General features: G+C 71.9%; 21 protein-coding genes and 1 pseudogene. All 22 read left to right on the top strand.

Features of this window, described 5'->3' with window-relative positions:
* Positions 1 to 18: 18 nt before the first annotated feature.
* The 22 genes and pseudogenes from arc to AC060L_RS29865 all read left to right on the top strand — a co-directional run bounded on the left by arc (position 19) and on the right by AC060L_RS29865 (position 22,030).
* Entirely contained in the window at positions 19 to 1,785 is a 1,767-nt protein-coding gene (arc, locus tag AC060L_RS29970; protein WP_483802088.1) for a proteasome ATPase, read from the top strand.
* A 117-nt stretch (positions 1,786 to 1,902) separates the two neighbouring features.
* On the top strand, positions 1,903 to 3,414 hold the full coding sequence (dop, locus tag AC060L_RS29965) for a depupylase/deamidase Dop (protein WP_483802087.1): 1,512 nt from the start codon (positions 1,903 to 1,905) through the stop codon (positions 3,412 to 3,414).
* Between the two features lie 236 nt (positions 3,415 to 3,650).
* A complete protein-coding gene (locus tag AC060L_RS29960) occupies positions 3,651 to 3,869 on the top strand; it encodes a ubiquitin-like protein Pup (RefSeq protein ID WP_483802086.1) in 219 nt (72 codons plus the stop codon).
* Positions 3,870 to 3,875: 6 nt separating this feature from the next.
* Positions 3,876 to 4,352 (top strand): annotated as a pseudogene (locus AC060L_RS29955) (endonuclease VII domain-containing protein); the annotation flags it as partial.
* Positions 4,353 to 4,420: 68 nt separating this feature from the next.
* Positions 4,421 to 5,263, top strand: coding sequence for a proteasome subunit beta (gene prcB, locus AC060L_RS29950; RefSeq protein WP_483802085.1), 843 nt, complete (start codon positions 4,421 to 4,423; stop codon positions 5,261 to 5,263).
* A 37-nt stretch (positions 5,264 to 5,300) separates the two neighbouring features.
* Positions 5,301 to 6,110: a proteasome subunit alpha gene (prcA, locus tag AC060L_RS29945; protein ID WP_483802084.1), complete on the top strand. Its 810-nt coding sequence runs from the start codon at positions 5,301 to 5,303 to the stop codon at positions 6,108 to 6,110.
* A 162-nt stretch (positions 6,111 to 6,272) separates the two neighbouring features.
* Entirely contained in the window at positions 6,273 to 7,634 is a 1,362-nt protein-coding gene (gene pafA, locus AC060L_RS29940; RefSeq protein ID WP_483802083.1) for a Pup--protein ligase, read from the top strand.
* A gap of 182 nt (positions 7,635 to 7,816) precedes the next feature.
* Positions 7,817 to 8,800, top strand: coding sequence for an FKBP-type peptidyl-prolyl cis-trans isomerase (locus AC060L_RS29935; RefSeq protein WP_483802082.1), 984 nt, complete (start codon positions 7,817 to 7,819; stop codon positions 8,798 to 8,800).
* 238 nt (positions 8,801 to 9,038) lie between these two features.
* Positions 9,039 to 10,355, top strand: coding sequence for an FKBP-type peptidyl-prolyl cis-trans isomerase (locus AC060L_RS29930; RefSeq protein ID WP_483802081.1), 1,317 nt, complete (start codon positions 9,039 to 9,041; stop codon positions 10,353 to 10,355).
* Positions 10,356 to 10,551: 196 nt separating this feature from the next.
* A complete protein-coding gene (locus AC060L_RS29925; RefSeq protein ID WP_483802080.1) occupies positions 10,552 to 10,923 on the top strand; it encodes an FKBP-type peptidyl-prolyl cis-trans isomerase in 372 nt (123 codons plus the stop codon).
* Positions 10,924 to 11,110: 187 nt separating this feature from the next.
* A complete protein-coding gene (locus AC060L_RS29920) occupies positions 11,111 to 12,118 on the top strand; it encodes a helix-turn-helix transcriptional regulator (protein WP_483802079.1) in 1,008 nt (335 codons plus the stop codon).
* Positions 12,115 to 13,083 (top strand): helix-turn-helix transcriptional regulator, encoded by a 969-nt coding sequence (locus AC060L_RS29915; RefSeq protein WP_483802078.1) that lies wholly within the window; start codon positions 12,115 to 12,117, stop codon positions 13,081 to 13,083. Before AC060L_RS29920 ends, AC060L_RS29915 begins: the two co-directional genes overlap by 4 nt.
* A gap of 1 nt (position 13,084) precedes the next feature.
* Positions 13,085 to 13,426 (top strand): hypothetical protein, encoded by a 342-nt coding sequence (locus tag AC060L_RS29910; protein WP_483802077.1) that lies wholly within the window; start codon positions 13,085 to 13,087, stop codon positions 13,424 to 13,426.
* Positions 13,427 to 13,475: 49 nt separating this feature from the next.
* Entirely contained in the window at positions 13,476 to 13,649 is a 174-nt protein-coding gene (locus tag AC060L_RS29905) for a hypothetical protein (protein ID WP_483802076.1), read from the top strand.
* Between the two features lie 218 nt (positions 13,650 to 13,867).
* Positions 13,868 to 14,185, top strand: coding sequence for a twin-arginine translocase TatA/TatE family subunit (locus AC060L_RS29900; RefSeq protein WP_483802075.1), 318 nt, complete (start codon positions 13,868 to 13,870; stop codon positions 14,183 to 14,185).
* A gap of 112 nt (positions 14,186 to 14,297) precedes the next feature.
* Positions 14,298 to 15,206 (top strand): twin-arginine translocase subunit TatC, encoded by a 909-nt coding sequence (gene tatC / locus AC060L_RS29895; protein ID WP_483802074.1) that lies wholly within the window; start codon positions 14,298 to 14,300, stop codon positions 15,204 to 15,206.
* 187 nt (positions 15,207 to 15,393) lie between these two features.
* On the top strand, positions 15,394 to 16,545 hold the full coding sequence (locus AC060L_RS29890) for an NAD(P)/FAD-dependent oxidoreductase (RefSeq protein WP_483802073.1): 1,152 nt from the start codon (positions 15,394 to 15,396) through the stop codon (positions 16,543 to 16,545).
* Between the two features lie 60 nt (positions 16,546 to 16,605).
* Positions 16,606 to 16,920, top strand: a complete 315-nt coding sequence (locus tag AC060L_RS29885; RefSeq protein ID WP_483802072.1) for a (2Fe-2S)-binding protein — start codon at positions 16,606 to 16,608, stop codon at positions 16,918 to 16,920.
* Positions 16,901 to 18,367, top strand: a complete 1,467-nt coding sequence (locus AC060L_RS29880) for an FAD-dependent oxidoreductase (RefSeq protein WP_483802071.1) — start codon at positions 16,901 to 16,903, stop codon at positions 18,365 to 18,367. Before AC060L_RS29885 ends, AC060L_RS29880 begins: the two co-directional genes overlap by 20 nt.
* Before the next feature lie 208 nt (positions 18,368 to 18,575).
* The gene (locus AC060L_RS29875; RefSeq protein ID WP_483802131.1) at positions 18,576 to 19,439 is read left to right on the top strand and encodes a dihydrodipicolinate synthase family protein; all 864 of its coding nucleotides are present in this window, start codon (positions 18,576 to 18,578) and stop codon (positions 19,437 to 19,439) included.
* 219 nt (positions 19,440 to 19,658) lie between these two features.
* On the top strand, positions 19,659 to 20,663 hold the full coding sequence (locus AC060L_RS29870; RefSeq protein ID WP_483802070.1) for a proline racemase family protein: 1,005 nt from the start codon (positions 19,659 to 19,661) through the stop codon (positions 20,661 to 20,663).
* Positions 20,660 to 22,030 carry an aldehyde dehydrogenase family protein gene (locus tag AC060L_RS29865; RefSeq protein ID WP_483802069.1) on the top strand — a complete coding sequence of 457 codons (1,371 nt, stop codon included), beginning with the start codon at positions 20,660 to 20,662 and terminating at the stop codon, positions 22,028 to 22,030. The genes AC060L_RS29870 and AC060L_RS29865 overlap by 4 nt, the downstream gene beginning before the upstream one ends.

Raw genomic sequence — 22,030 nt, 5'->3', positions numbered from 1 at the left:
CAGGAGGAGGTGAGGACCGTGGCAGCCCACGATGACGACTACAACCGCAGCGCCGGCAAGCCCGCTCGTGGTTCCGACGAGGCCGCACAGGTCTCGTACCTCGAGCAGGAGATCGCCGTGTTGCGTCGCAAGCTGGCCGACTCGCCGCGCTCTTCGAGAGTCCTCGAAGACCGGATCGTCGAGCTCCAGACCAACCTGGCCGGTGTCACCGCCCAGAACGAACGGCTCGCCACCACCCTGCGCGAGGCCCGCGACCAGATCGTGGCCCTCAAGGAGGAAGTGGACCGGCTGGCCCAGCCCCCCGCCGGCTTCGGCACCTTCCTCGAGCAGAACGAGGACGGCACCGCCGACATCTTCACCGGCGGACGCAAGCTGCGCGTCAACGTCAGTCCCACCATCGACCTGGACGAGCTGCGCCGCGGGCAGGAGGTCCTGCTCAACGAGGCACTCAACATCGTCGACGCCTTCGCCTTCGAGTCCATCGGCGACATCGTCACCCTCAAGGAGGTCCTCGAGGACGGCGAGCGCGCCCTGGTCACCGGCCACACCGACGAGGAGCGGGTCGTCCGCCTCGCCGAGCCGCTGCGCGGCATCACGCTGCGCCCCGGCGACGCCCTCCTGATGGAGCCGCGCTCCGGCTACGTCTACGAGGTCGTGCCCAAGGCCGAGGTCGAGGAACTCGTCCTCGAAGAGGTCCCGGACATCGACTACCGCCAGATCGGCGGCCTCGCCAACCAGATCGAGCAGATCCGCGACGCGGTCGAGCTGCCCTACCTGCACGCCGACCTGTTCAAGGAGTACGAGCTGCGCCCGCCCAAGGGCGTCCTGCTCTACGGTCCGCCCGGCTGCGGCAAGACGCTGATCGCCAAGGCGGTCGCCAACTCGCTGGCCAAGAAGGTCGCCGAGGTCACCGGGCGGCCGCAGGGCAAGAGCTACTTCCTCAACATCAAGGGCCCCGAGCTGCTCAACAAGTACGTCGGCGAGACCGAGCGGCAGATCCGCCTGGTCTTCCAGCGGGCCCGGGAGAAGGCGAGCGAGGGCACGCCCGTCATCGTCTTCTTCGACGAGATGGAGTCGCTCTTCCGCACCCGCGGCTCCGGCGTCAGCTCGGACGTCGAGAACACCATCGTTCCCCAGCTGCTCGCCGAGATCGACGGCGTCGAGGGCCTGGAGAACGTCATCGTGATCGGCGCGTCCAACCGCGAGGACATGATCGACCCGGCGATCCTGCGGCCAGGCCGGCTGGACGTCAAGATCAAGATCGAGCGTCCGGACGCCGAGGCGGCCAAGGACATCTTCTCCAAGTACCTCAAGAACTCGCTGCCCTTCCACCCGGACGACCTCAAGGAGCACGACGGCTCGGTGGACACCACCGTGGTCGCGATGATCCAGGCCGTCGTCGAGCGGATGTACACCGAGACCGAGGAGAACCGCTTCCTGGAGGTCACCTACGCCAACGGTGACAAGGAGGTCCTGTACTTCAAGGACTTCAACTCCGGCGCGATGATCCAGAACATCGTGGACCGGGCGAAGAAGATGGCGATCAAGGACTTCCTCGACCACGGTCAGCGCGGTCTGCGCGTCTCCCACCTGCTCGCGGCCTGTGTCGACGAGTTCAAGGAGAACGAGGACCTGCCCAACACCACGAACCCGGACGACTGGGCCCGGATCTCCGGCAAGAAGGGCGAGCGGATCGTCTTCATCCGCACCCTGGTCACCGGGAAGCAGGGCGCCGAGTCCGGCCGCTCCATCGACACCGTCGCCAACACCGGGCAGTACCTGTAACAGCACTCTAGGCTCGACCCGCGGCTGACGGATCAGACGGTCCGTCAGCCGCGGTGCAACAACAGGGACGTCGGTGCCGCGCCCGCTCGGGGCGGGGCGACGGGCAAGGAGGGCTGCATGACCGTAAGGCGCGTGATGGGCATCGAGACCGAGTACGGCATCTCCGTACCCGGCCACCCCAACGCCAACGCCATGCTCACCTCGTCCCAGATCGTCAACGCCTACGCGGCGGCGATGCACCGGGCGCGCCGCGCCCGCTGGGACTTCGAGGAGGAGAACCCACTGCGGGACGCGAGGGGATTCGACCTCGCCCGGGAGGTGGCCGACGCCAGCCAGCTGACCGACGAGGACATCGGCCTGGCCAACATCATCCTCACCAACGGCGCCCGCTTCTACGTGGACCACGCCCACCCCGAGTACAGCTCGCCGGAGATCACCAACCCGCGCGACGCCGTGCTCTGGGACAAGGCCGGTGAGCGGATCATGGCCGAGGCGGCGGCCCGCGCCCTGGAGCTGCCCAACGGGCAGAACATCCACCTGTACAAGAACAATACGGACAACAAGGGCGCCTCCTACGGCACCCACGAGAACTACCTGATGCAGCGGGCCACCCCGTTCGCCGACATCGTCCGCCACCTCACCCCCTTCTTCGTCTCGCGCCAGGTGGTGACCGGCGCCGGCCGGGTCGGCATCGGCCAGGACGGCTCCGCGAACGGCTTCCAGATCAGCCAGCGGGCCGACTACTTCGAGGTCGAGGTCGGACTCGAGACGACGCTCAAGCGCCCGATCATCAACACCCGCGACGAACCGCACGCCGACGCCGAGAAGTACCGCCGGCTGCACGTGATCATCGGCGACGCCAACCTCTCCGAGATCTCCACCTACCTCAAGCTCGGCACCACCTCGCTCGTGCTCGCCATGATCGAGGAGGGGTTCATCGCCGTCGATCTGGCCGTGGACCAGCCGGTCCGCACGCTGCACCGGGTCTCCCACGACCCCTCGCTCCAGTACCAGATCACGCTGCGCAACGGCCGCAAGCTCACCGCCGTCCAGCTCCAGATGGAGTACTACGAACTGGCCCGCAAGTACGTCGAGGACCGCTACGGCCACGACGCCGACGAGCAGACCAAGGACGTGCTCTCCCGCTGGGAGGAGGTGCTCGGCAAGCTCGAGCGCGACCCGATGAGCCTGTCCAAGCAGCTCGACTGGATCGCCAAGAAGGAGCTGCTGGAGGGCTACCGCCAGCGTGACGGCCTCGACTGGGACAGCCCCCGGCTGCACCTGGTCGACCTCCAGTACAGCGACGTGCGCCAGGAGAAGGGCCTCTACAACCGCCTGGTCGCCCGTGGCCGCTTCGAGCGCCTGGTCACCGAGGACGACGTGCAGCGCGCCGTCCACCAGCCCCCGGACGACACCCGTGCCTACTTCCGCGGCCGCTGCCTGGAGCAGTACGCCGAGCACGTCGCCGCGGCCTCCTGGGACTCCGTCATCTTCGACCTGCCCGGCCGTGACTCGCTCCAGCGGGTCCCCACCCTGGAACCGCTGCGCGGCACCCGCAACCACGTCAAGGAGCTGCTGGACCGCTGCCGCACCGCGGAGGACCTGGTCCGGGTGCTCTCCGGCGGCTAGCGACCGGTGCGTCACGAGTCGATCACCAAGGGTGAACGCACCCCGAACGGGGAATCATCCTGGTGCGGTCCGGACGTTCTACAGAGTGGACCAGACTCGGCAACCTCACCGTGTCCGCGGCACCCCCGCGGACACGTCCCAAACGGGCAGCGCCACGCGCCACCCCGTGTATAGGGTCTGAGCAGCAAGCCCGGACCGATCAACCGTGCCAGACGAATTCGAGCGGGGTGAGGGACATGGCGACCAAGGACACCGGCGGCGGCCAGCAGCGGGCGAACCGCTCCTCCGAGGAGGTCGAGGAGCAGGCCACGGAGGCCCAGCAGTCCGAGGAGCTCAAGGAGCGCCAGGAGAAGCTGAGCGACGACGTGGACGCTGTTCTGGACGAAATCGACGAAGTGCTCGAGTCGAACGCCGAGGACTTTGTTCGAGGATTTGTCCAGAAGGGTGGGCAATAGTCCTGAATGTCCGAATTTGAAAATCGGGCATGGTGCAGTCGATGCCAGCAATCGCTCGAGCGTGCCGCTTTCGCGAGCAACAAGTCGGCGAAGAGCGGTCTCCAGGCGTATTGCCGGGTCTGTTCGGCTGAGTACTACGACGCGCGGCAGCGGGCGAAAGGGAAAATTCCGCGGCCGCGCGTCGAGGTACCCGAAGGGCACAAGCGTTGCCCGGATTGCGGCGAAGTGAAGCCGCATTCCGAGTGGGACAAGAATAGGAAGCAGCCGAGCGGCCTGGCGCCCTACTGCAAGCCCTGTCGTTCGGCGCGAAACCGGGAAAGCTATTTCCGCCGGACCTACGGCATGACCGAGGCCGACCTCCAGGCCATGCTCGAAGCGCAGGCCGGTACCTGCCCGATCTGTCTGGACAAACCCGCCGAGCATGTGGATCACGACCATGAAACGGGTAGGGTCCGTGGCATCCTCTGCTTCGCGTGCAACGCGGCGCTGGGGCAGATGCGAGACCGGCCCGACGCGCTTCGGCGGGCTGCCGACTACCTGGAAGGAATCGTGTGGAAGCCAACACTCGTGGCACCGGGCGTCTACCGGCTGCCTTCCTCACTCCCGGATCCTCGTCGTTCATCGAGTTCCTGGCGGATCACTCGCCGGAGCTGCTCCCCGGAGGCCGTCAGCTTCCGGCCGGTCTGACCATCGAGGCGCCGCACGGGACCACGATCGTCGCGGCGGTGTTCGACGGTGGTGTGGTGCTCGCCGGTGACCGCCGGGCCACCATGGGGAACGTGATCGCCCAGCGCGACATCGAGAAGGTGTTCCCGGCCGACGAGTACAGCGCGGTCGGCATCGCCGGCACCGCCGGCCTCGCGGTCGAGATGGTGCGCCTGTTCCAGCTGGAGCTGGAGCACTACGAGAAGATCGAGGGCACCGTGCTCTCGCTGGAGGGCAAGGCCAACCGGCTGACCACCATGATCCGGGGCAACCTCGGCATGGCGATGCAGGGCTTGGCCGTGGTCCCGATGTTCGCGGGCTACGACCTCGACCTCGGCCGCGGCCGGATCTTCACCTACGACGTCACCGGCGGCCGCTCGGAGGAGCGCGGCTTCGCGGCCACCGGCTCCGGCTCGGTCTTCGCGCGCGGGTCGATGAAGAAGCTCTACCGCACCGGTCTGACCGGTGACGAGGCCGCCACCCTGGTGATCCAGGCGCTCTACGACGCGGCCGACGACGACTCGGCCACCGGCGGTCCCGACCTGGCCCGCAAGATCTTCCCGATCGTCTCGCTGATCACCGAGGACGGCTTCCGCCGGCTCTCGGAGGAGGAGGTCTCGGCGATCGCGGTCTCGATCACCGAGGGCCGCCGCCGCCAGCCCGACGGGCCGCAGGCCCCGCTCCTCTAGTCCGCCACTTCCTCCTACCCAGAAGGGACGACCGCCGGTGTCCACACCGTTCTACGTCTCGCCCCAGCAGGCCATGGCGGACCGCGCGGAGTACGCCCGCAAGGGCATCGCGCGCGGCCGCAGCGTGGTCGTGCTCACCTACGCCGACGGCATCGTCTTCGTCGCCGAGAACACCTCCCGGGCGCTGCACAAGGTGTCCGAGATCTACGACAAGATCGCCTTCGCGGCGGTCGGCCGGTACAACGAGTTCGAGAACCTGCGGATCGGCGGCGTGCGCTACGCCGACCTGCGCGGATACTCCTACGACCGGGCCGATGTGACGGCCCGTGGGCTGGCCAACGTCTACGCCCAGACGCTGGGCACCATCTTCTCCTCGGTCGGCGAGAAGCCGTACGAGGTCGAGCTGATCGTGGCCGAGGTCGGGAAGACCCCCGACGACGACCAGATCTACCGGCTCACCCCGGACGGCTCGGTGGTGGACGAGCAGAACACCGTGGTGGTCGGCGGCAACGCCGACTCGATCGGCACCTACCTGGGGCAGCGTCACACGCCGGGCCTGAGCCTGGCGGAGGCGCTCAAGGTGGCCGTGGAGTCGCTGGCCCGCGACCCCAACGGCGGCTCGCCGCGCACCCTGACGCCGGAGCAGCTGGAGGTGGCCGTGCTGGACCGCGCACGGCCCCAGCAGCGCAAGTTCAAGCGGATCCTCGGCGGCCAGCTCAGCCGGCTGCTGAGCGGCGACGAGACGGCCGCCTCGGACGACTCCGCGGCCGACTCCGACTCCGCCACCGGCTCCGGCAGTGCCGGTGCCGCCGCCGAGACCCCGTCCGAGGACGCCACCGACAAGTAGCAGAATCCGACAAGAGCAATACCGCCCGCGCCCGTGCGGTGCGACGCCGTGTGCGCCGCACCGCACGGGCGCGCGCGTCGTTCCGGCGGGTGTTGCCGACCGTGATCCGATTGCCGCGGCCGAACCGGTTTCAGAACCCGCGCGAAAGCGTAAAGTCCATGCATGGACCGCCGAATTTTCGGGCTGGAGAACGAGTACGGCGTCACGTGTACGTTCCGGGGACAACGGCGTCTGTCTCCGGACGAAGTGGCCAGGTACCTCTTCCGCCGCGTAGTTTCCTGGGGCCGCAGCAGCAATGTCTTCCTGCGCAATGGTGCCCGCCTGTACCTGGACGTCGGTTCGCACCCGGAGTACGCCACCCCGGAGTGCGATGACGTCACCGAGCTGGTGACCCACGACAAGGCGGGCGAACGCATCCTGGAGGGCCTCCTGGTGGACGCCGAACGGCGTCTGCACGAGGAGGGCATCGCCGGGGACGTCTACCTCTTCAAGAACAACACCGACTCCGCCGGCAACTCCTACGGCTGCCACGAGAACTACCTGGTGGCCCGGCACGGGGAGTTCTCCCGGCTGGCGGACGTGCTGATCCCGTTCCTGGTGACCCGTCAGCTGATCTGCGGGGCGGGCAAGGTGCTGCAGACGCCGCGCGGTGCGGTGTTCTGCGTCAGCCAGCGGGCCGAGCACATCTGGGAGGGCGTCAGCTCGGCGACCACCCGGTCCCGGCCGATCATCAACACCCGCGACGAGCCGCACGCGGACGCCGAGCGGTACCGCCGGCTGCACGTGATCGTCGGCGACTCGAACATGTCCGAGACCACCACGCTGCTCAAGGTGGGCGCGACCGACCTGGTGCTGCGCCTGATCGAGGCGGGCGTGGTGATGCGCGACCTCACCCTGGAGAACCCGATCCGGGCGATCCGCGAGGTGAGCCACGACCTGACCGGCCGGCACCAGGTGCGCCTGGCGAACGGCCGGGAGGCCAGCGCGCTGGAGATCCAGGAGGAGTACTACGGCAAGGCGCTGGAGTTCGCGGACCGCAAGGGCCTGAACACCGGCACGGTGGGCCGGGTGCTCGAACTCTGGGGCCGCACGCTGGAGGCGGTGCGCACCGAGGACCTCGACAAGGCCGGCACCGAGATCGACTGGATCATGAAGTACCAGCTGATCGAGCGGTACCGGGAGAAGCACCAGATGAGCATGTCGAACCCGCGGGTCGCGCAGATCGACCTCGCGTACCACGACATCCACCGCCGCCGCGGGCTCTTCTACCTGCTGCAGAACAAGGGGCAGGCCCAGCGGGTCACCACCGACCTGAAGGTCTTCGAGGCGAAGTCGGTGCCGCCGCAGACCACCCGGGCCCGGTTGCGCGGCGACTTCATCCGCAAGGCGCAGGAGCAGCGGCGCGACTTCACGGTCGACTGGGTGCACCTGAAGCTGAACGACCAGGCCCAGCGCACGGTGCTCTGCAAGGACCCGTTCCGTTCGGTGGACGAGCGGGTGGAGAAGCTCATCGCCGGCATGTGATGCCGCGGGTCGCCGGCGCTGCCGGTGGAGGCCCGGCCGGGGCAGCGTTCGAGTGTGTTCGGGTGTGATTGATCACCTCATCGCAGCATCCTGGCCCCGCCTTCCACCGCGCGCCGGTGATCAGCATCTAGGGTGGGTCGAGTTGACCGAGCTCGACTCGACCCACCCACTGTGAGGATCCCGTGCGACGCACCGCCGGCCTGCTCGTCGTCCTGCCGATGCTGGTGCTGGCGGCGTGCAGCAGCAGTTCGCCCGTGAAGACCGGGCCGTCCGCGGCGCCGACGAGCTCGGCGCCCGCGGTGCCGAGCCCGGTGAGCTCCGCCTCGCCGATGCCGACCGTCTCCGGCGAGGTCGGCAGCAAGGCGACCATCAACCTGCCGCCGGGCCAGCCGTCCGGCCAGTTCGTGGTGAGCACGGTGATCGAGGGCGACGGGGCGACCGTCAACCACGGCGACTGGGTGACGGTGAACTACACCGCGAAGAACTGGACGACCGGCAAGGACGTGCCGGGTTCGTACGACTCCGGGCAGAAGCCGCAGCTGTACCAGGCGGGGACCGGGAACCTGCTGCCGGCCTTCGACCAGAGCGTGGTCGGCAAGAAGGTGGGCAGCCGGGTGCTCGTGGTGGCCCCGCCTTCGGCGGCCTTCGGCGACCAGGGCAGCAGCCAGCTGGGCGTGAACAAGGGCGACACGGTCGTCTTCGCGCTGGACATCGTGGAGTCGGTCCCGCAGGACGCGGTGGTGACCGGCACGATGACGCAGGCGGCGGCGAACCTGCCGCAGGTGAAGGACAACGGCAAGGCGGCGCCGACGATCACGATCCCGCCGAACACGCCGGCGCCGACCTCGCTGCAGACCTCGGTGCTGATCAAGGGTGACGGCAAGGCGGTGAAGGCGGGCCAGAGCGTGCTGGTCCAGTACACCGGCGTGCTGTGGAGCAACGGGCAGCAGTTCGACTCCTCCTGGAGCCACGGTGGAGCGCAGGCGCTGCAGATCGGGGCCGGCACGGTGATCGCGGGCTGGGACCAGGGGCTGGTGGGTCAGACCGTGGGCAGCCGGGTGATGCTCGTCGTGCCGCCGGCGCTCGGCTACAAGGATCAGGCGCAGAACGGGATCCCGGCGAACTCGACCCTGGTCTTCGTGATCGACATCCTGGAAGCTGTCTAGTCGTACCCCGAGCCGGTCGTGCCGCGCAGCGGTGAAGCCGTGAAGCCGCGCGGCCGGGACCGCGGGCAGCGACTGCTCGTCATTCGGGCGGGTACTCCTCGAGTGTCATGCACACTCGATGAGTGCCCGCCCTCATGGTGAACTGACATACTGCTGCCGATTCGCACAGCGGCGAGCAACTCGGGCGAGCGTGCGGCGAGCGATCTGGCGAGCTAACTGATGGCGAGGATGGGAAGTCATGGCTGAGAATCCGTCGGGCCCGAGCGAGGCCGACACCGCGAGTGGCGCGGCTGCCGACCCGTCGGCCGCGAGGCCCGGCGGTCCGCTGCCGGGACAGGGCGAGTCGATCGTGATCCCGCCTTCGGTTCTCAAGCAGCAGGCGGGCTGGACGAGCCCGGTCGAGCCGGTCCCCGCCTCGGCCGCGCCGAAGCCGGAGGAGCCGCAGGTCTTCGCGTCCACCGTGCGCAAGCAGGAGATCTCCGAGGCCGACTACGAGAACGTGGGCGGCACCGGCCGGCTCGGCGTGGTGCTCGGCGTGGTGCTGGCGGTGCTGCTGGTCGGCAGCGGCGTCGGCCTCTACCTGGTGAACAAGGACGACGGCAGCTCGACGAAGGCCTCGGACAGCGCCACCGCGGCGCCGAGCACGCCTCCGAGCGCCCCGCCGGTGCCGCCGATCAAGACCGATGCCAAGGTGCTGCCGACGGTCAGCGGTGACTTCGGCAAGAAGGCGACCATCACGCTGCCGCAGGGTCAGCAGCCGGACGGCTCCTTCGTGGTCAAGCCGGTCATCGAGGGCGACGGCGCCAAGGCGGACAAGGGCAACTGGGTCACCGCCGACTTCACCCTCAAGGACTGGACGACCGGCAAGGACATCCAGGGCTCCTACGACAGCGGTAAGCCGCAGCTGTTCCAGGCCGGTGCCGGGCAGCTGATCCCGGCGCTGGACTCCGCGGTGGTCGGCCACAAGGCCGGCAGCCGGCTGCTGGTGGTCGCCCCGCCGGCCGCCGCCTTCGGTTCGCAGGGCAACCCGGGCCTGGGTCTGGGCCCGAAGGACAACCTGGTGCTGGTGATCGACGTCGAGCGGGTCAGCGCGCCGAACGCGCGGGTCAGCGGCGACGTGACGGCGCCGCCGGCCGACTTCCCGTCGGTCAAGGAGGTCCCCGGCAAGGCGGACGAGATCACCCCGCCGGCCAACGTCGCCGACCCGGCCGACCTGAAGACCGCGGTGCTGATCCAGGGCAAGGGCCCGAAGGTGGAGAGCGGCGAGAAGGTCGTCGTCCAGTACACCGGCGTGACGCTGAAGGACGGCAAGAAGTTCGACTCCTCGCTCGACCGCGGCCAGGCCTTCAGCTTCGTGACCGGCGGCGGCAGCGTGATCCAGGGCTGGGACAAGGGCATCGTCGGCCAGAACGTCGGCAGCCGGATCGAGCTGGTGATCCCGGCCGCGCTCGCCTACGGCGCCCAGCCGCCGGCCGGCAGCAACATCCCGGCGAACGCCTCGCTGGTCTTCGTGGTGGACATCCTGGACGCCGGAGTCGGCTCGGCGGATCAGTAAGGTCGATCGCCACGCGTGACTGCGTGATCCATAATGGTGGACTGGCCATCGGGGCGACCCGCGGCCGGGCCTGATCAGCGTGGGCGGCGGACGGTCGTACGGTGGTTCCGGACGGAGCCACTCGGTACGGCGGTCCGCCGCTGTGCTGTGTTTTGACGAGGGGCCGCCCTGGGGCGGCCGACGAGAAGAGGCAGTTGTGAGCATCGAGAAGCCCGAGATCGACTTCCCCGAGGGCGAGCCGCCGGCCGACCTTGAGATCGTGGACATCACGGTGGGTGACGGCGCGGAGGCCAAGCCCGGCCAGAACGTGACCGTGCACTACGTCGGCGTGGCCTTCAGCACCGGCGAGGAGTTCGACGCCAGCTGGAACCGCGGCGAGCCGTTCCGCTTCCCGCTCGGTGGCGGCCGGGTCATCAAGGGTTGGGACGAGGGCGTCGTCGGCATGAAGGTGGGCGGCCGTCGCAAGCTGACCATCCCGGCGCACAAGGCCTACGGCAACCAGTCGCCGACCCGGGCGATCAAGCCGGGCGAGACCCTGATCTTCGTGGTCGACCTGCTGGGCGTCTGACCGAACGGTCTGACGCAGCGTCATCCCGGCCGCACCCCTCGCGCGAGGGGTGCGGCCGGCCGCGTTCGCGCCGTCCGTCCGGCTCCGCTTTTGCGCCGAGTCCCGCTACCGGTACGGTCAGGTCGCCGGGTGATCCTCCCGGCAGCGCACTCCCCGCGCACGGCGCGCACCACCGGAAGGGTCAGCGATGGCGATCGCCAAGGCAGAGCGGCTGATGAATCTCGCCCTGTGCCTGATGAACACCCGACGACCGCTCTCCAAGCGGGAGCTGCGGGAGTCGATCGAGGCCTACCGCGAGGCCTGGCAGCACGGCAGCGAAGACGCGTTCAACCGCATGTTCGAGCGCGACAAGGACGACCTGCGCGAGCTCGGCCTGGTGATCGACGTGGACGAGAACACCCTGGACGGGGAGGCCGGCTACCTGGCCCGCCCGGACCGCAACCGGCTGCCGGAGATCGCGCTGGACGCCGAGGAGGCGGCCGCGCTGAACCTGGCCGCCAAGGTGTGGCAGCAGGCCCGGCTCTCCGGCGCGGCCAGCGGCGCGCTGCAGAAGCTGCGGGCGGCCGGCGTGCCGTTCGAGGAGCCGGCGGCCGGCGGCAGCACCGCGCTGGAGCCGTACATCCCGGTGCGCGAGGCCGCCTTCGAGCCGCTGCTGATCGCGGCCCGGGACCGCAGGCCGGTCGCCTTCGAGTACCGCAAGGCCGGTGCTGCCGCGACCGAGCCGCGCTCGGTGGAGCCGTGGGCGCTGGAGTGCTGGCGCGGCCACTGGTACCTGGCCGGCTGGGACCGCGACCGCGCGGCGGGCCGGGTGTTCCGGCTCAGCCGGATCACCGGCAAGGTCCGCGCGCGGGCGGGCGCGTTCACCGCGCCGGTGCCCGAGCACGTGGACGTGCGCGCCACGGTGGCCGCCTTCGCCGGCGAGGGCGCGACCGCGAGCGCGACCGTGCGGCTGCGGCGCGGCACCGGCTACCCGCTGCGGGCCAAGGCGCTGGCGGTCCGTCAGCTGGACGAGCGGTGGGACGAGCTGGAGGTCCCGTACGGCCACGGGCTGGACGCGGACCTGGCCGAGTACGGGCCCGACCTGGTGGTGCTGGCACCCGAGGAGCTGCGCTCCGAGGTGCTGGAGCGGCTGCGCGCGGTGGCGGGCCCGTCCGAGACGGTTTCCGAGACGGCTTCGCAGGGAGCGCAGGCATGAGCAACGCGATCGACCAGACCCGGCGGATGCTCTCGCTGGTCACCTACCTGCGCGAGCGTCCCGGCGCGGAGGTGGCCGAGGTGGCCCGTGCCTTCGGCATCACCGAGCGCGAGCTGATCGGCGACCTGAACGTGCTGCCGATGTGCGGCACCAGCTTCCGCGGCGGCGACCTGCTGGACATCGACACCGACGGCGAGCGGATCTGGTGGCACAACGTCGACGACGTGGCGCAGCCGCTGCGCCTGGCCGCCGACGAGGCGACCGCGCTGCTGGTCGCCGCGCGCGCGGTGGCCGGCCTGCCGGGTCTGCGTGAGCGCGACCGGCAGGCGCTGACCCGCGCGGTCGCCAAGATCGAGAACGCGGCGGGGGAGAGCGCCGAGGGCAGCGCTCGGGTCGGGGTGACCTTCGAGGCCGAGGGCCAGGTCTTCGCCGACATCGACCGGGCGCTGAGCGAGGGCCGGCGGATCTGGCTGCGCTACTACTCGCACGGGCGCGGCGGTATGACCGAGCGCGAGGTGGACCCGATCCGGCTGCTGACCGAGGGGCACACGTACCTGGACGGCTGGTGCCGCGCCTCGGAGGACCGCCGGCTGTTCCGCCTCGACCGGGTCGAGGAGGTCCGGATCCTGGACGAGCCGGCCGACCCGCCGCGGCTGGAGCCGCGCGACCTCTCGCAGGGCCTGGTCAACCCGGCCGCCGACGACCCCGAGGTGGTCGTCGAGGTGGCGCAGGCCGGTCGCTGGGTCGCCGAGTACTACCCGCACGACAGTGCGCAGGAGCTGCCCGACGGTGGCCTGCGGATCACGATGCGCAGCTCCGATCCGTCCAGTCTGCGTTCGCTGGCGCTGCGGCTGGGCCGGGACGGCCGGATCGTGGCCCCGGCGCCGCTGGCCGAGCAGGCCCGCGCGGCGGCCCGGGCCGCGCTGGCCGGTTACCAGGACGCGCTACCGGGCGGGGCGCACTGAGATGGAGCCACCGTCACTCGTTCCGGTGCCGGCGCCGGCCCTGGCGCTGACCCCGGCGCTGAGCCCGGCGTTGTCGCCGGCCGTGCCGGCGCCGGCCCCGGCCCGGGCGGAGACCCGGTTCAAGGTCTACTGCTCGCAGTGCCGGGAGAAGGTCGAGCTGGCCGCCTCGGAGTTCCGGTTGGCGCTCGGGCGTACCAAGGAGCGGACCTTCTACAGCTTCAGCTGTCCGGCCTGCGGCGCCGCGGTGCGCAAGCCGGCCGGTGAGAAGATCGTCGCGGCGCTGACCGCGGCGGGCGTCTCGACGATGCGCCTGGTAGGCGTCGACGGTGGCCAGAGCCGGTGACGGCGCCGGTGACAGCGGTGGGACTGGCCGGGTGAGCAGAGGAGCGGACATGCCGTGGACCATGGTCGGGGCGGTGGTGCTGGCCACCGCGGGCCTGGTGGTGCTGGGAGTGCTGGCGATGCGCCTGTGGCTCGACGTGCGCGGGCTGGCGAAGCAGGTGGACGGCGCGACCCAAGCGCTGGCCGGGGCGGCCGAGGAGCTGGACCGCTCGGTGCGCAGCTGACCCCGGTGCGGCCCGTGGGGGCGCGCGAGGCCGGCGGAGCGCCGAAAACTTCATCCGGCGGTGCGCCAACGGTCGGCCCCCGGGGGCTTCGGCGGCCATCGCGCGCGGGTTAGGCTCTCAGCGTGACTCGCGCTCTCGGCGGGTCCGACCGTTCCAGTCCACCAGCGGCGGGATCCCCCGGGATCCGGTCGGCCGCGTACCAGGAGAAGGAAGTCGCCATGGGCAGGCTCCTCGCGCTGCTTCTGATCGTCGCGATGGCGGCGGTCTTCTTCGGCGGCAAGCGGCTGCCGGACCTGGCGCGGGCACTCGGCCGCTCGATGCGGATCCTGAAGAGCGAGACGGCCGCGCTGAAGGACGAGTTCGCCGACGAGTACGCCAAGGGTGTGAACGGGCCCGGTGCGCCGTCCGCGGACCGGCGCGCCGCGCGTCCCGGCGTGGCGGACCACAGTGACACGGTCAGGACCATCAAGGCCGCGCCCGGTGATGCCTCCACCGCGCGGCCGGTCACCGAACAGCCGAGCGGCCGCGCGCGCTGAGCGCCCGGCCGGTCACCGACCTGCGGACCGCCGACCGGCGGTCCGCGACGTACGAGTCTGAGGACCGGGGTTGAGCAAGTCTTCCAAGCCGCCTAAAGACCCCGACGGACGGATGTCCCTCGGCGATCACCTGCGCGAGCTGCGCAACCGACTGGTCAAGTCGGTGCTGGCGATCGTGGTTGCCACGATCGTCGCGTTCGTCTTCAAGGACAAGCTGCTGCACTTCGTGATGACCCCGCTGTCCCCCTGCGACGCCCTGGGCCACCCCAAGCCCGGGGTCAAGCACTGCGCGGACATCGCGGTCATCGGTGTGACGCAGCCGTTCAACCTGACCCTGAAGGTCTGCCTCACGGCGGGTCTGGTGGCGGCCGTCCCGGTCTGGCTCTACCAGCTGTGGTCCTTCATCTCGCCCGGCCTGCACCGGCACGAGAAGCGGTACTCGCTGGTCTTCCTCGCCGCCGGAACGCCGCTCTTCCTGGCCGGTGTGGCCTGCGCGTTCCTGCTGATGCCGACCACCATCGAGGTGCTGGGCTCGTTCACCCCGATCGGCGCGCACCAGATCCTGCCGGTCGAGAACTACCTGAACATCGCGACCCGGATGGTGCTGGTCTTCGGCCTGGCCTTCGAGTTCCCGCTGCTGCTGGTGATGCTGAACATGGCCGGGATGATCTCCGGCAAGCGGATGCTCGGCTGGTGGCGCGCGATGGTCATGAGCATCACGATCTTCGCGGCGGTCGCCACGCCGAGCGCCGACCCGGTCAGCATGCTCGCGCTGGCCGCGCCGATCTGGATCCTCTACTTCGTCGCGGTCGGCATCGCGCTGATGAACGACCGCAGGCGGAACCGGCGCAACCCCGACGCCGGGCTCTCCGACGAGGAGGCCTCGCACCTGGACCTGAGCGTGGGCGCGGTCGGCGGCCCGGAGGCCGTCGAGGCCTCGGCGCCCGTGGTGGCCTCGGCGCAGCCGACCGCCTCGGTCCCGGCCGCGCGCGGCGAGCAGGTCGACGACGACATCACGTGAGGCTGAGCCCCTCCGCGTCGTGTGCTGCGCCCCGGTCCGCCACCGTGCGGGCCGGGGCGCGGTGCTGTCCGGGGTGCGGGGGCTGTGCAGGGGCTGTGCCGGGGCGCCGTTCACGCCGGTCGTACTGCGTGGAATGTCAGGTGCGTGGCATCTTGGCAGCCCAGTCGCAATGTGACATATTACTGACGTGCTCACGAGACCCCCTCACGACGTCGTGGTGATCGGCGCCGGCGTCGTCGGTGCCGCCTGCGCGTACTACGCCGCCCGGGCCGGCCTGTCGGTCGCCGTCCTCGACCGCGGCCCGGTGTCCGGCGGGACGACCGGCGCCGGCGAGGGCAACCTGCTGCTCTCGGACAAGGCACCGGGCCCCGAGCTGGCACTGGCTCAGCTCTCCGCCGAGCTCTGGCGCGAGCTGGCCGGGGAACTGCCCGCGGCGATCGAGTACGAGGCCAAGGGCGGCCTGGTGGTCGCCGCCGATCCGGCCGGACTGGACGCGCTGCGCGCCTTCGCCGCCACCCAGCAGGCGGCCGGGGTGCTCGCCCGCGAGATCGCCGCCGACGAGCTGCCGGAGCTGGAGCCGCACCTGGCTCCGGACCTGGCCGGCGGCTTCCACTACCCGCAGGACTCCCAGGTGCAGCCGGCGCTGGCCGCCGCGCACCTGCTGCGCGCTGCCCGGCAGGCCGGCGCCGAGGTGCTGCTCGGTGAGAACGTCGAGGCGCTGCTGACCGGCGCGGACGGCGCGGTGCGCGGGGTGCGCACGGCCCGGCGCGAACTCGCCGCCGCGGCGGTGGTCAACGCGGCCGGCACCTGGGGCGGTGAGGTGGCCGCGCTGGCCGGGGTGCACCTGCCGGTGCTGCCGCGGCGCGGCTTCGTGCTGGTCACCGAGCCGCTGCCGCGCCTGGTGCGGCACAAGGTCTACGCCGCCGACTACGTCGCCGACGTCGCGAGCGGCTCGGCCGCGCTGCAGACCTCCGGCGTGGTCGAGGGCACGCCGTCCGGGCCGGTGCTGATCGGTGCCAGCCGGGAGCGGGTCGGCTTCGACCGCGACATGTCGGTGGAGGTGCTGCGCCGGCTGGCCGGGCAGGCCGCCGCGCTCTTCCCGGTGCTCGCCGGGGTGCGGGTGCTGCGCGCGTACCGGGGCTTCCGTCCGTACCTGCCCGACCACCTGCCGGCGATCGGCGCCGACCCGCGCGCGCCCGGCCTCTACCAGGCCTGCGGGCACGAGGGCGCGGGCATCGGGCTGGCGCCGGTCACCGGGCTGCTGATCGCCGAGCAGCTGACGGGCAAGCAGTCGACCACCGATCTGACGCCGTTCCGGCCGGACCGCTTCACCGCCTGACCCATCCGTAGCCACCCGACCTGCCCAGCCTGCCCAGCTGACCGAGAACGGACCCCTGCCATGCGCCGCACGCCCGCCGCACTCGCTGCGGCCGACCCCAGCCCGGCCCACACGATCGAGTTCGACGGCCGTCCGATCCCGGCGCTGCCCGGGCAGACCATCGCGGCCGCGCTCTGGGCCCAGGGCATCATGGCCTGGCGACGGACCCGGGTGACGGGCCGCCCGCGCGGGGCGTTCTGCGGGATCGGCGCCTGCTACGACTGCCTGGCGACCGTCAACGGCAGCCCCAACCAGCGCACCTGCCTGCTCCCGGCCAACCCCGGGGACACCGTCACCACCCAGGAGGGCCACGGCCGTGCCGACCTCGCGATCTGATGGCGCTGCTGCCGCCGGGGCTTACGACCTCGCGGTGATCGGGGCCGGCCCGGCGGGACTCGCCGCCGTGGTCGCCGCCGCCGACCGCGGCCTGCGCTGTGCGCTGCTCGACGCCGGTGCCCGCGCGGGCGGTCAGTACTACCGCCACCCGGCCCCCGAGCTGCGTGCCGCCCGGCCGGACCGCCTGCACCACCACTGGGCCGTCTACAGCTCACTGGCCGACCGGCTCGCCGCGCACGTGGCCACCGGCCGGGTCACCCACCTGATCCAGCACCACGTCTGGCTGCTGGAGCGGCCGCCGGGGGAGCGGCAGTCGGGTGAGTCTCAGGCCGGCGCCTCAGCCGCCGCGCACTGGCGGCTGCACGCCGCGACCGGTGCGGACGGCGGCGGCAGCACCATCGTGCGGGCGGCCGCCGTGCTGCTCGCGACCGGCGCGTACGAGCGGCAGCTGCCGTTCCCGGGCTGGACGCTGCCCGGCGTGGTCACCGCCGGCGGCGCGCAGGCGATGCTCAAGGCCTCGCTGGTGCTGCCGGGCCGCCGGGTCGTGGTGGCCGGCAGCGGCCCGCTGCTGCTGGCCGCGGCCGCCTCGCTGACCGCCGCCGGGGCGAGCGTGCCCGCGGTGGTGGAGGCGGGCGACTACCTCGGCTACGCCCGCCGCCCCGAGGTGCTCGGTGCCGTCCCCGGCAAGCTGCTGGAGGGCGCGGTGCACGGCGCCGCGCTCGCCCGCCACGCCGTGCGGCTGCGCCGCGGCAGCGCGGTGATCGAGGCGCACGGCACCGACCGGGTCACCGCCGTCACGGTGGCCCGGCTGGACGCCGACTGGCGCCCGGTCCCCGGCACCGAGCGGCGGATCCAGTGCGACGCGCTCGCGGTCGGCCACGGGCTGATCCCGCAGATCGAGCTCGCCACCGAGCTCGGCGCGGCGACCAGGACCGTCCCGGACGGCACGCTCGCGCTGCGGGTGGACGGCCGCCAGCGCACCACCGTGGCCGGGCTCTGGGCGGCGGGCGAGACCTGCGGCGTCGGCGGTGCGGAGCTGGCCGCCGCCGAGGGCGAGCTGGCCGCGATCGCGGTCGCCGGTGGCGCCGCGCCGCGCGCGCTGCTCTCCCGGCGGCGCCGGCTGCGGGCCTTCGCCGAGCTGATGGCGCAGGCGCACCGCCCGGGCGCCGGCTGGACCGACTGGCTGCGGCCGGAGACCGAGGTCTGCCGCTGCGAGGAGGTGCCGGCGGCGAAGATCACCGAGGCGGTCGAGGAGCTCGGCGCGACCGATGCCCGGACGGTCAAGCTGCTCACTCGGGCCGGTATGGGCTGGTGCCAGGGGCGGATGTGCGGCGCGGCTGTGTCCTGTCTCGCCGGCTCGGCCGAGCCGGCCGCCGACCGCCGTCCGCTCTCCTGTCCGGTCCCGCTCGGCGAACTCGCGGCGCTGCCCGCGGAGGCCGAGGCCTGACGAACCCGGGCCACCCGCCGGATCACCCGCCGATCACCCATCGACCACTCGACGTCCACCGCGCAGCCTCGGCCGACTCCTCCGGACCAGCCCAGTGCCGAGGTTCTTGCGCCCACCGTCCGCGCATCTATAAAATGTCACATCCCACCAAGGAGAACCGTCCGTGACGCACCCCACACCTGACCGCACCCGCCCGTGGCACGGCATCATGGTCGCCACCACGCTGCCGTTCCGCACCGACCTCTCCGTCGACTACGACGCCTACGCCGAGCACGTCCGCCGGCTGATCGACGCGGGCTGCGACGGCGTGGTCCCCAACGGCTCGCTCGGCGAGTACCAGACGCTCACCGCCGAGGAGCGCGCCAAGGTCGTCGAGACCGCCGTCGAGGCGGCCGGTGACGGCGCCCGCGTGATGCCGGGCGTCGCGGCGTACGGCAGCGCGGAGTCCCGCCGCTGGGCCGAGCAGGCCGCCGCGGCCGGCGCCGGCTCGGTGCTGCTGCTGCCGCCGAACGCCTACCGGGCGGACGCCGCGGCGGTCCGCGCGCACTACGCCGAGGTCGCCAAGGCCGGTCTGCCGATCGTGGCGTACAACAACCCGTACGACACCAAGGTCGACCTCACCCCCTCGCTCCTCGCCGACCTGCACGCGGACGGCAGCATCGTGGCGGTCAAGGAGTTCAGCGGCGACGTCCGCCGGGCGTACGAGATCGCCGAGCTCGCGCCGGGCCTGGACCTGCTGATCGGCGCCGACGACGTGCTGCTGGAGCTGGCCCTGGCCGGCGCGGTCGGCTGGATCGCCGGCTACCCGAACGCGCTGCCGCAGGCCTCGGTCGCGCTCTACCAGGCCGCGGTCGGGCACGACCTGGACGTCGCGCTGCCGCTCTACAAGGCGCTGCACTCGCTGCTGCGCTGGGACTCCAAGACCGAGTTCGTCCAGGCGATCAAGCTGTCGATGGACATCGCCGGGCTGCCCGGCGGCCCGACCCGGGCGCCGCGACTGCCGCTCTCGCCCGAGATCGAGGCGGCGGTCCGCGCCGCCACCGAGAAGGCCCTGGCCGAGGGCCTGGGCTGAGCAGACCGAGCCGCCGAACCGGCCCGCCCGTCCGCGGGCCGGTTCCCGGCGCCTAGGGCCTGTCGCCGGACAGGCCCTGGTCCTTGGTTCCCGGCCGCTCCGGCGGCCGGGGCCGTTCCCGGCGGCCCGGTCCGGCCGGATCGCTGCGGCCCGATCGCGGCGGCCGGATCATTGCGACCGTCCCGATCGTTTTGTCCATCAGCCGATGAAGGGGCACCGATGCGTACGCGCCACGTCTTCCACGCCGTCGACTCGCACACCGAGGGCATGCCCACCCGGGTGATCACCGGTGGTTTCGGGGTGGTCCCCGGGGCCACGATGGCCGAGCGCCGGGTGCACTTCCAGCAGCACCTGGACGAGTTCCGCACGCTGCTGATGTACGAGCCGCGCGGGCACGCCTCGATGAGCGGCGCGATCCTGCAGCCGCCGACCCGACCGGACGCCGACTACGGGGTGCTCTTCATCGAGGTCTCCGGCCTGCTGCCGATGTGCGGGCACGGCACCATAGGCGTGGCCACCGTGCTGGTGGAGACCGGGATGGTGCCGGTCGTCGAACCGGTCACCACCGTGCGGCTCGACACCCCGGCCGGGCTGGTCGTCGCGGACGTGCGGGTGGAGAACGGCGCGGCCACCGCCGTGACCATCCGCAACGTCGCCTCGTACTCGGTCGCGCTGGACCAGAAGATCGACGTCCCCGGCTGGGGCACGGTCAGTTACGACCTGGCCTTCGGCGGCAACTTCTACGCGATCCTGCCGCTGGCGGAGTTCGGCCTGCCGTTCGAGCGCGAGCGCAAGCAGGAGATCCTGACCGCCGGACTCGCGCTGATGGACGCGATCAACGCCTCCGACGACCGGCCGGTGCACCCGCTCGAGCCGTCGTTCCACAGCGTGCACCACGTCAACCTGCTCGCGCCCGGCTCGAACGCCGAGCTGAGCCGGCACGCGATGGCGATCCACCCCGGCTGGTTCGACCGCTCGCCCTGCGGCACCGGCACCAGCGCCCGGATGGCCCAGCTGCACGCCCGCGGTGAGCTCGCGATCGGCCAGGACTTCACCAACGAGTCCTTCATCGGCACCCGGTTCATCGGCCGCCTGGTCGAGGAGACCGAGGTGGCCGGGCGCCCGGCGGTCGTGCCGACCGTCACCGGCCGGGCCTGGGTGACCGGCACCGCGCAGTACTTCCTCGACCCGACCGACCCGTTCCCCGGAGGGTTCCTCCTGTGACCAGCACCATCGCCTCCATCGCCTCCCACAACCCCGCCGACCCCGCCGACCTGGTGGTCGAGGTGCCCGTCCCCGGGGCCTTCGGGACCGCCGCCGCCGTCGAGCGGGCCCGGGCCGCGCAGCCCGGCTGGCTGGCCGCCGGCAGCGCCGCCCGCTCTGCCGCGCTCGGCCGGGCCGCCGACGCGGTCGAGGCGCACGCCGAGGAGCTGACCGCGCTCGCCGTGCGCGAGGTGGGCAAGCCGCTCGCCGAGGCCCGCGGCGAGGTGGCCCGGACCGTCGCGATCCTGCGCTACTACGCGCAGGCGCCGTTCGCGGCGTCCGGCGCCGTGCACGAGACCGCCGCCGGGGAGGGGCTGCTGCTCACCCGGCGCCGCCCGTACGGCGTGGCCGGGCTCGTGACGCCGTGGAACTTCCCGTTCGCGATCCCGGTCTGGAAGGCCGCGCCGGCGCTGGCCGTCGGCAACACCGCGGTGCTCAAGCCCGCGCCGGAGGCGACCGCCTGCGCGCTGCGGCTGGCCGAGCTGCTCGCGCTGCCGCAGGACGTGCTGACCGTGGTCCCCGGTGGTGGCGAGGAGGGCGCGGCGCTCGTCTCGGCGGCCGACGTGGTCTCGTTCACCGGCTCCACCACGACCGGCCGGGCCGTGATCCGCGCGGCCACCGAGCGCGGCGTGCCGGTCCAGGCGGAGATGGGCGGGCTGAACACGGCGATCGTGCTGCCGGAGGCCGACATCGAGCAGGCCGCGGCGCACCTGGCGTTCGCGATCGCCGGCTACGCGGGCCAGAAGTGCACCGCGACCAGCCGGGTGATCGCGGTCGGCGCGGCGCTGGAGCCGCTGCGCGCGGCGCTGGTCAAGGCGCTCGCGGCGGCCGCCGCGGACAGCGGGCCGGTCATCTCGCAGGCCGCGCGGGAGCGGCTGACCTGGGCGATCGACTCCGCGGTCGCGGGCGGCGCCGAGCTGCTGACGGGTGGCCAGGTGCCCGACGGGCCGGGCTGGTTCATCGAGCCGACGCTGCTGGCCGAGGTCGCCGAGGGGCACCCGCTGCTGGACGAGGAGTTCTTCGGGCCGATCGCGGTGCTGATCCCGGCCGCCGATCTGGACGAGGCGATCGCGCTGGCCAACGCGACCCCGCACACGCTCGCCGCTTCGGTGCACACCCGCGACCTGGACACCGCGCTGGCTGCGGCCGACCGGCTGGACGCGGGCATGATCCGGGTCAACGCGCCGTCCAGCGGCGTCGATTTCCACCTGCCGTTCGGCGGGGCGAAGGCGGCCTCCCACGGCGCGCGCGAGCAGGGGCAGGCGGCGCTCGACTTCTACACCGCGAGCCGCACCGTCTCGCTGCTGCCGGCGGGGAGCTCGCGGTGA

The sequence above is a fragment of the Kitasatospora sp. NEAU-69 genome, assembly GCF_057158765.1.
Note: the sequence above shows the minus strand (reverse complement) of the source record. Positions and strands in the feature narration are given on the sequence as shown.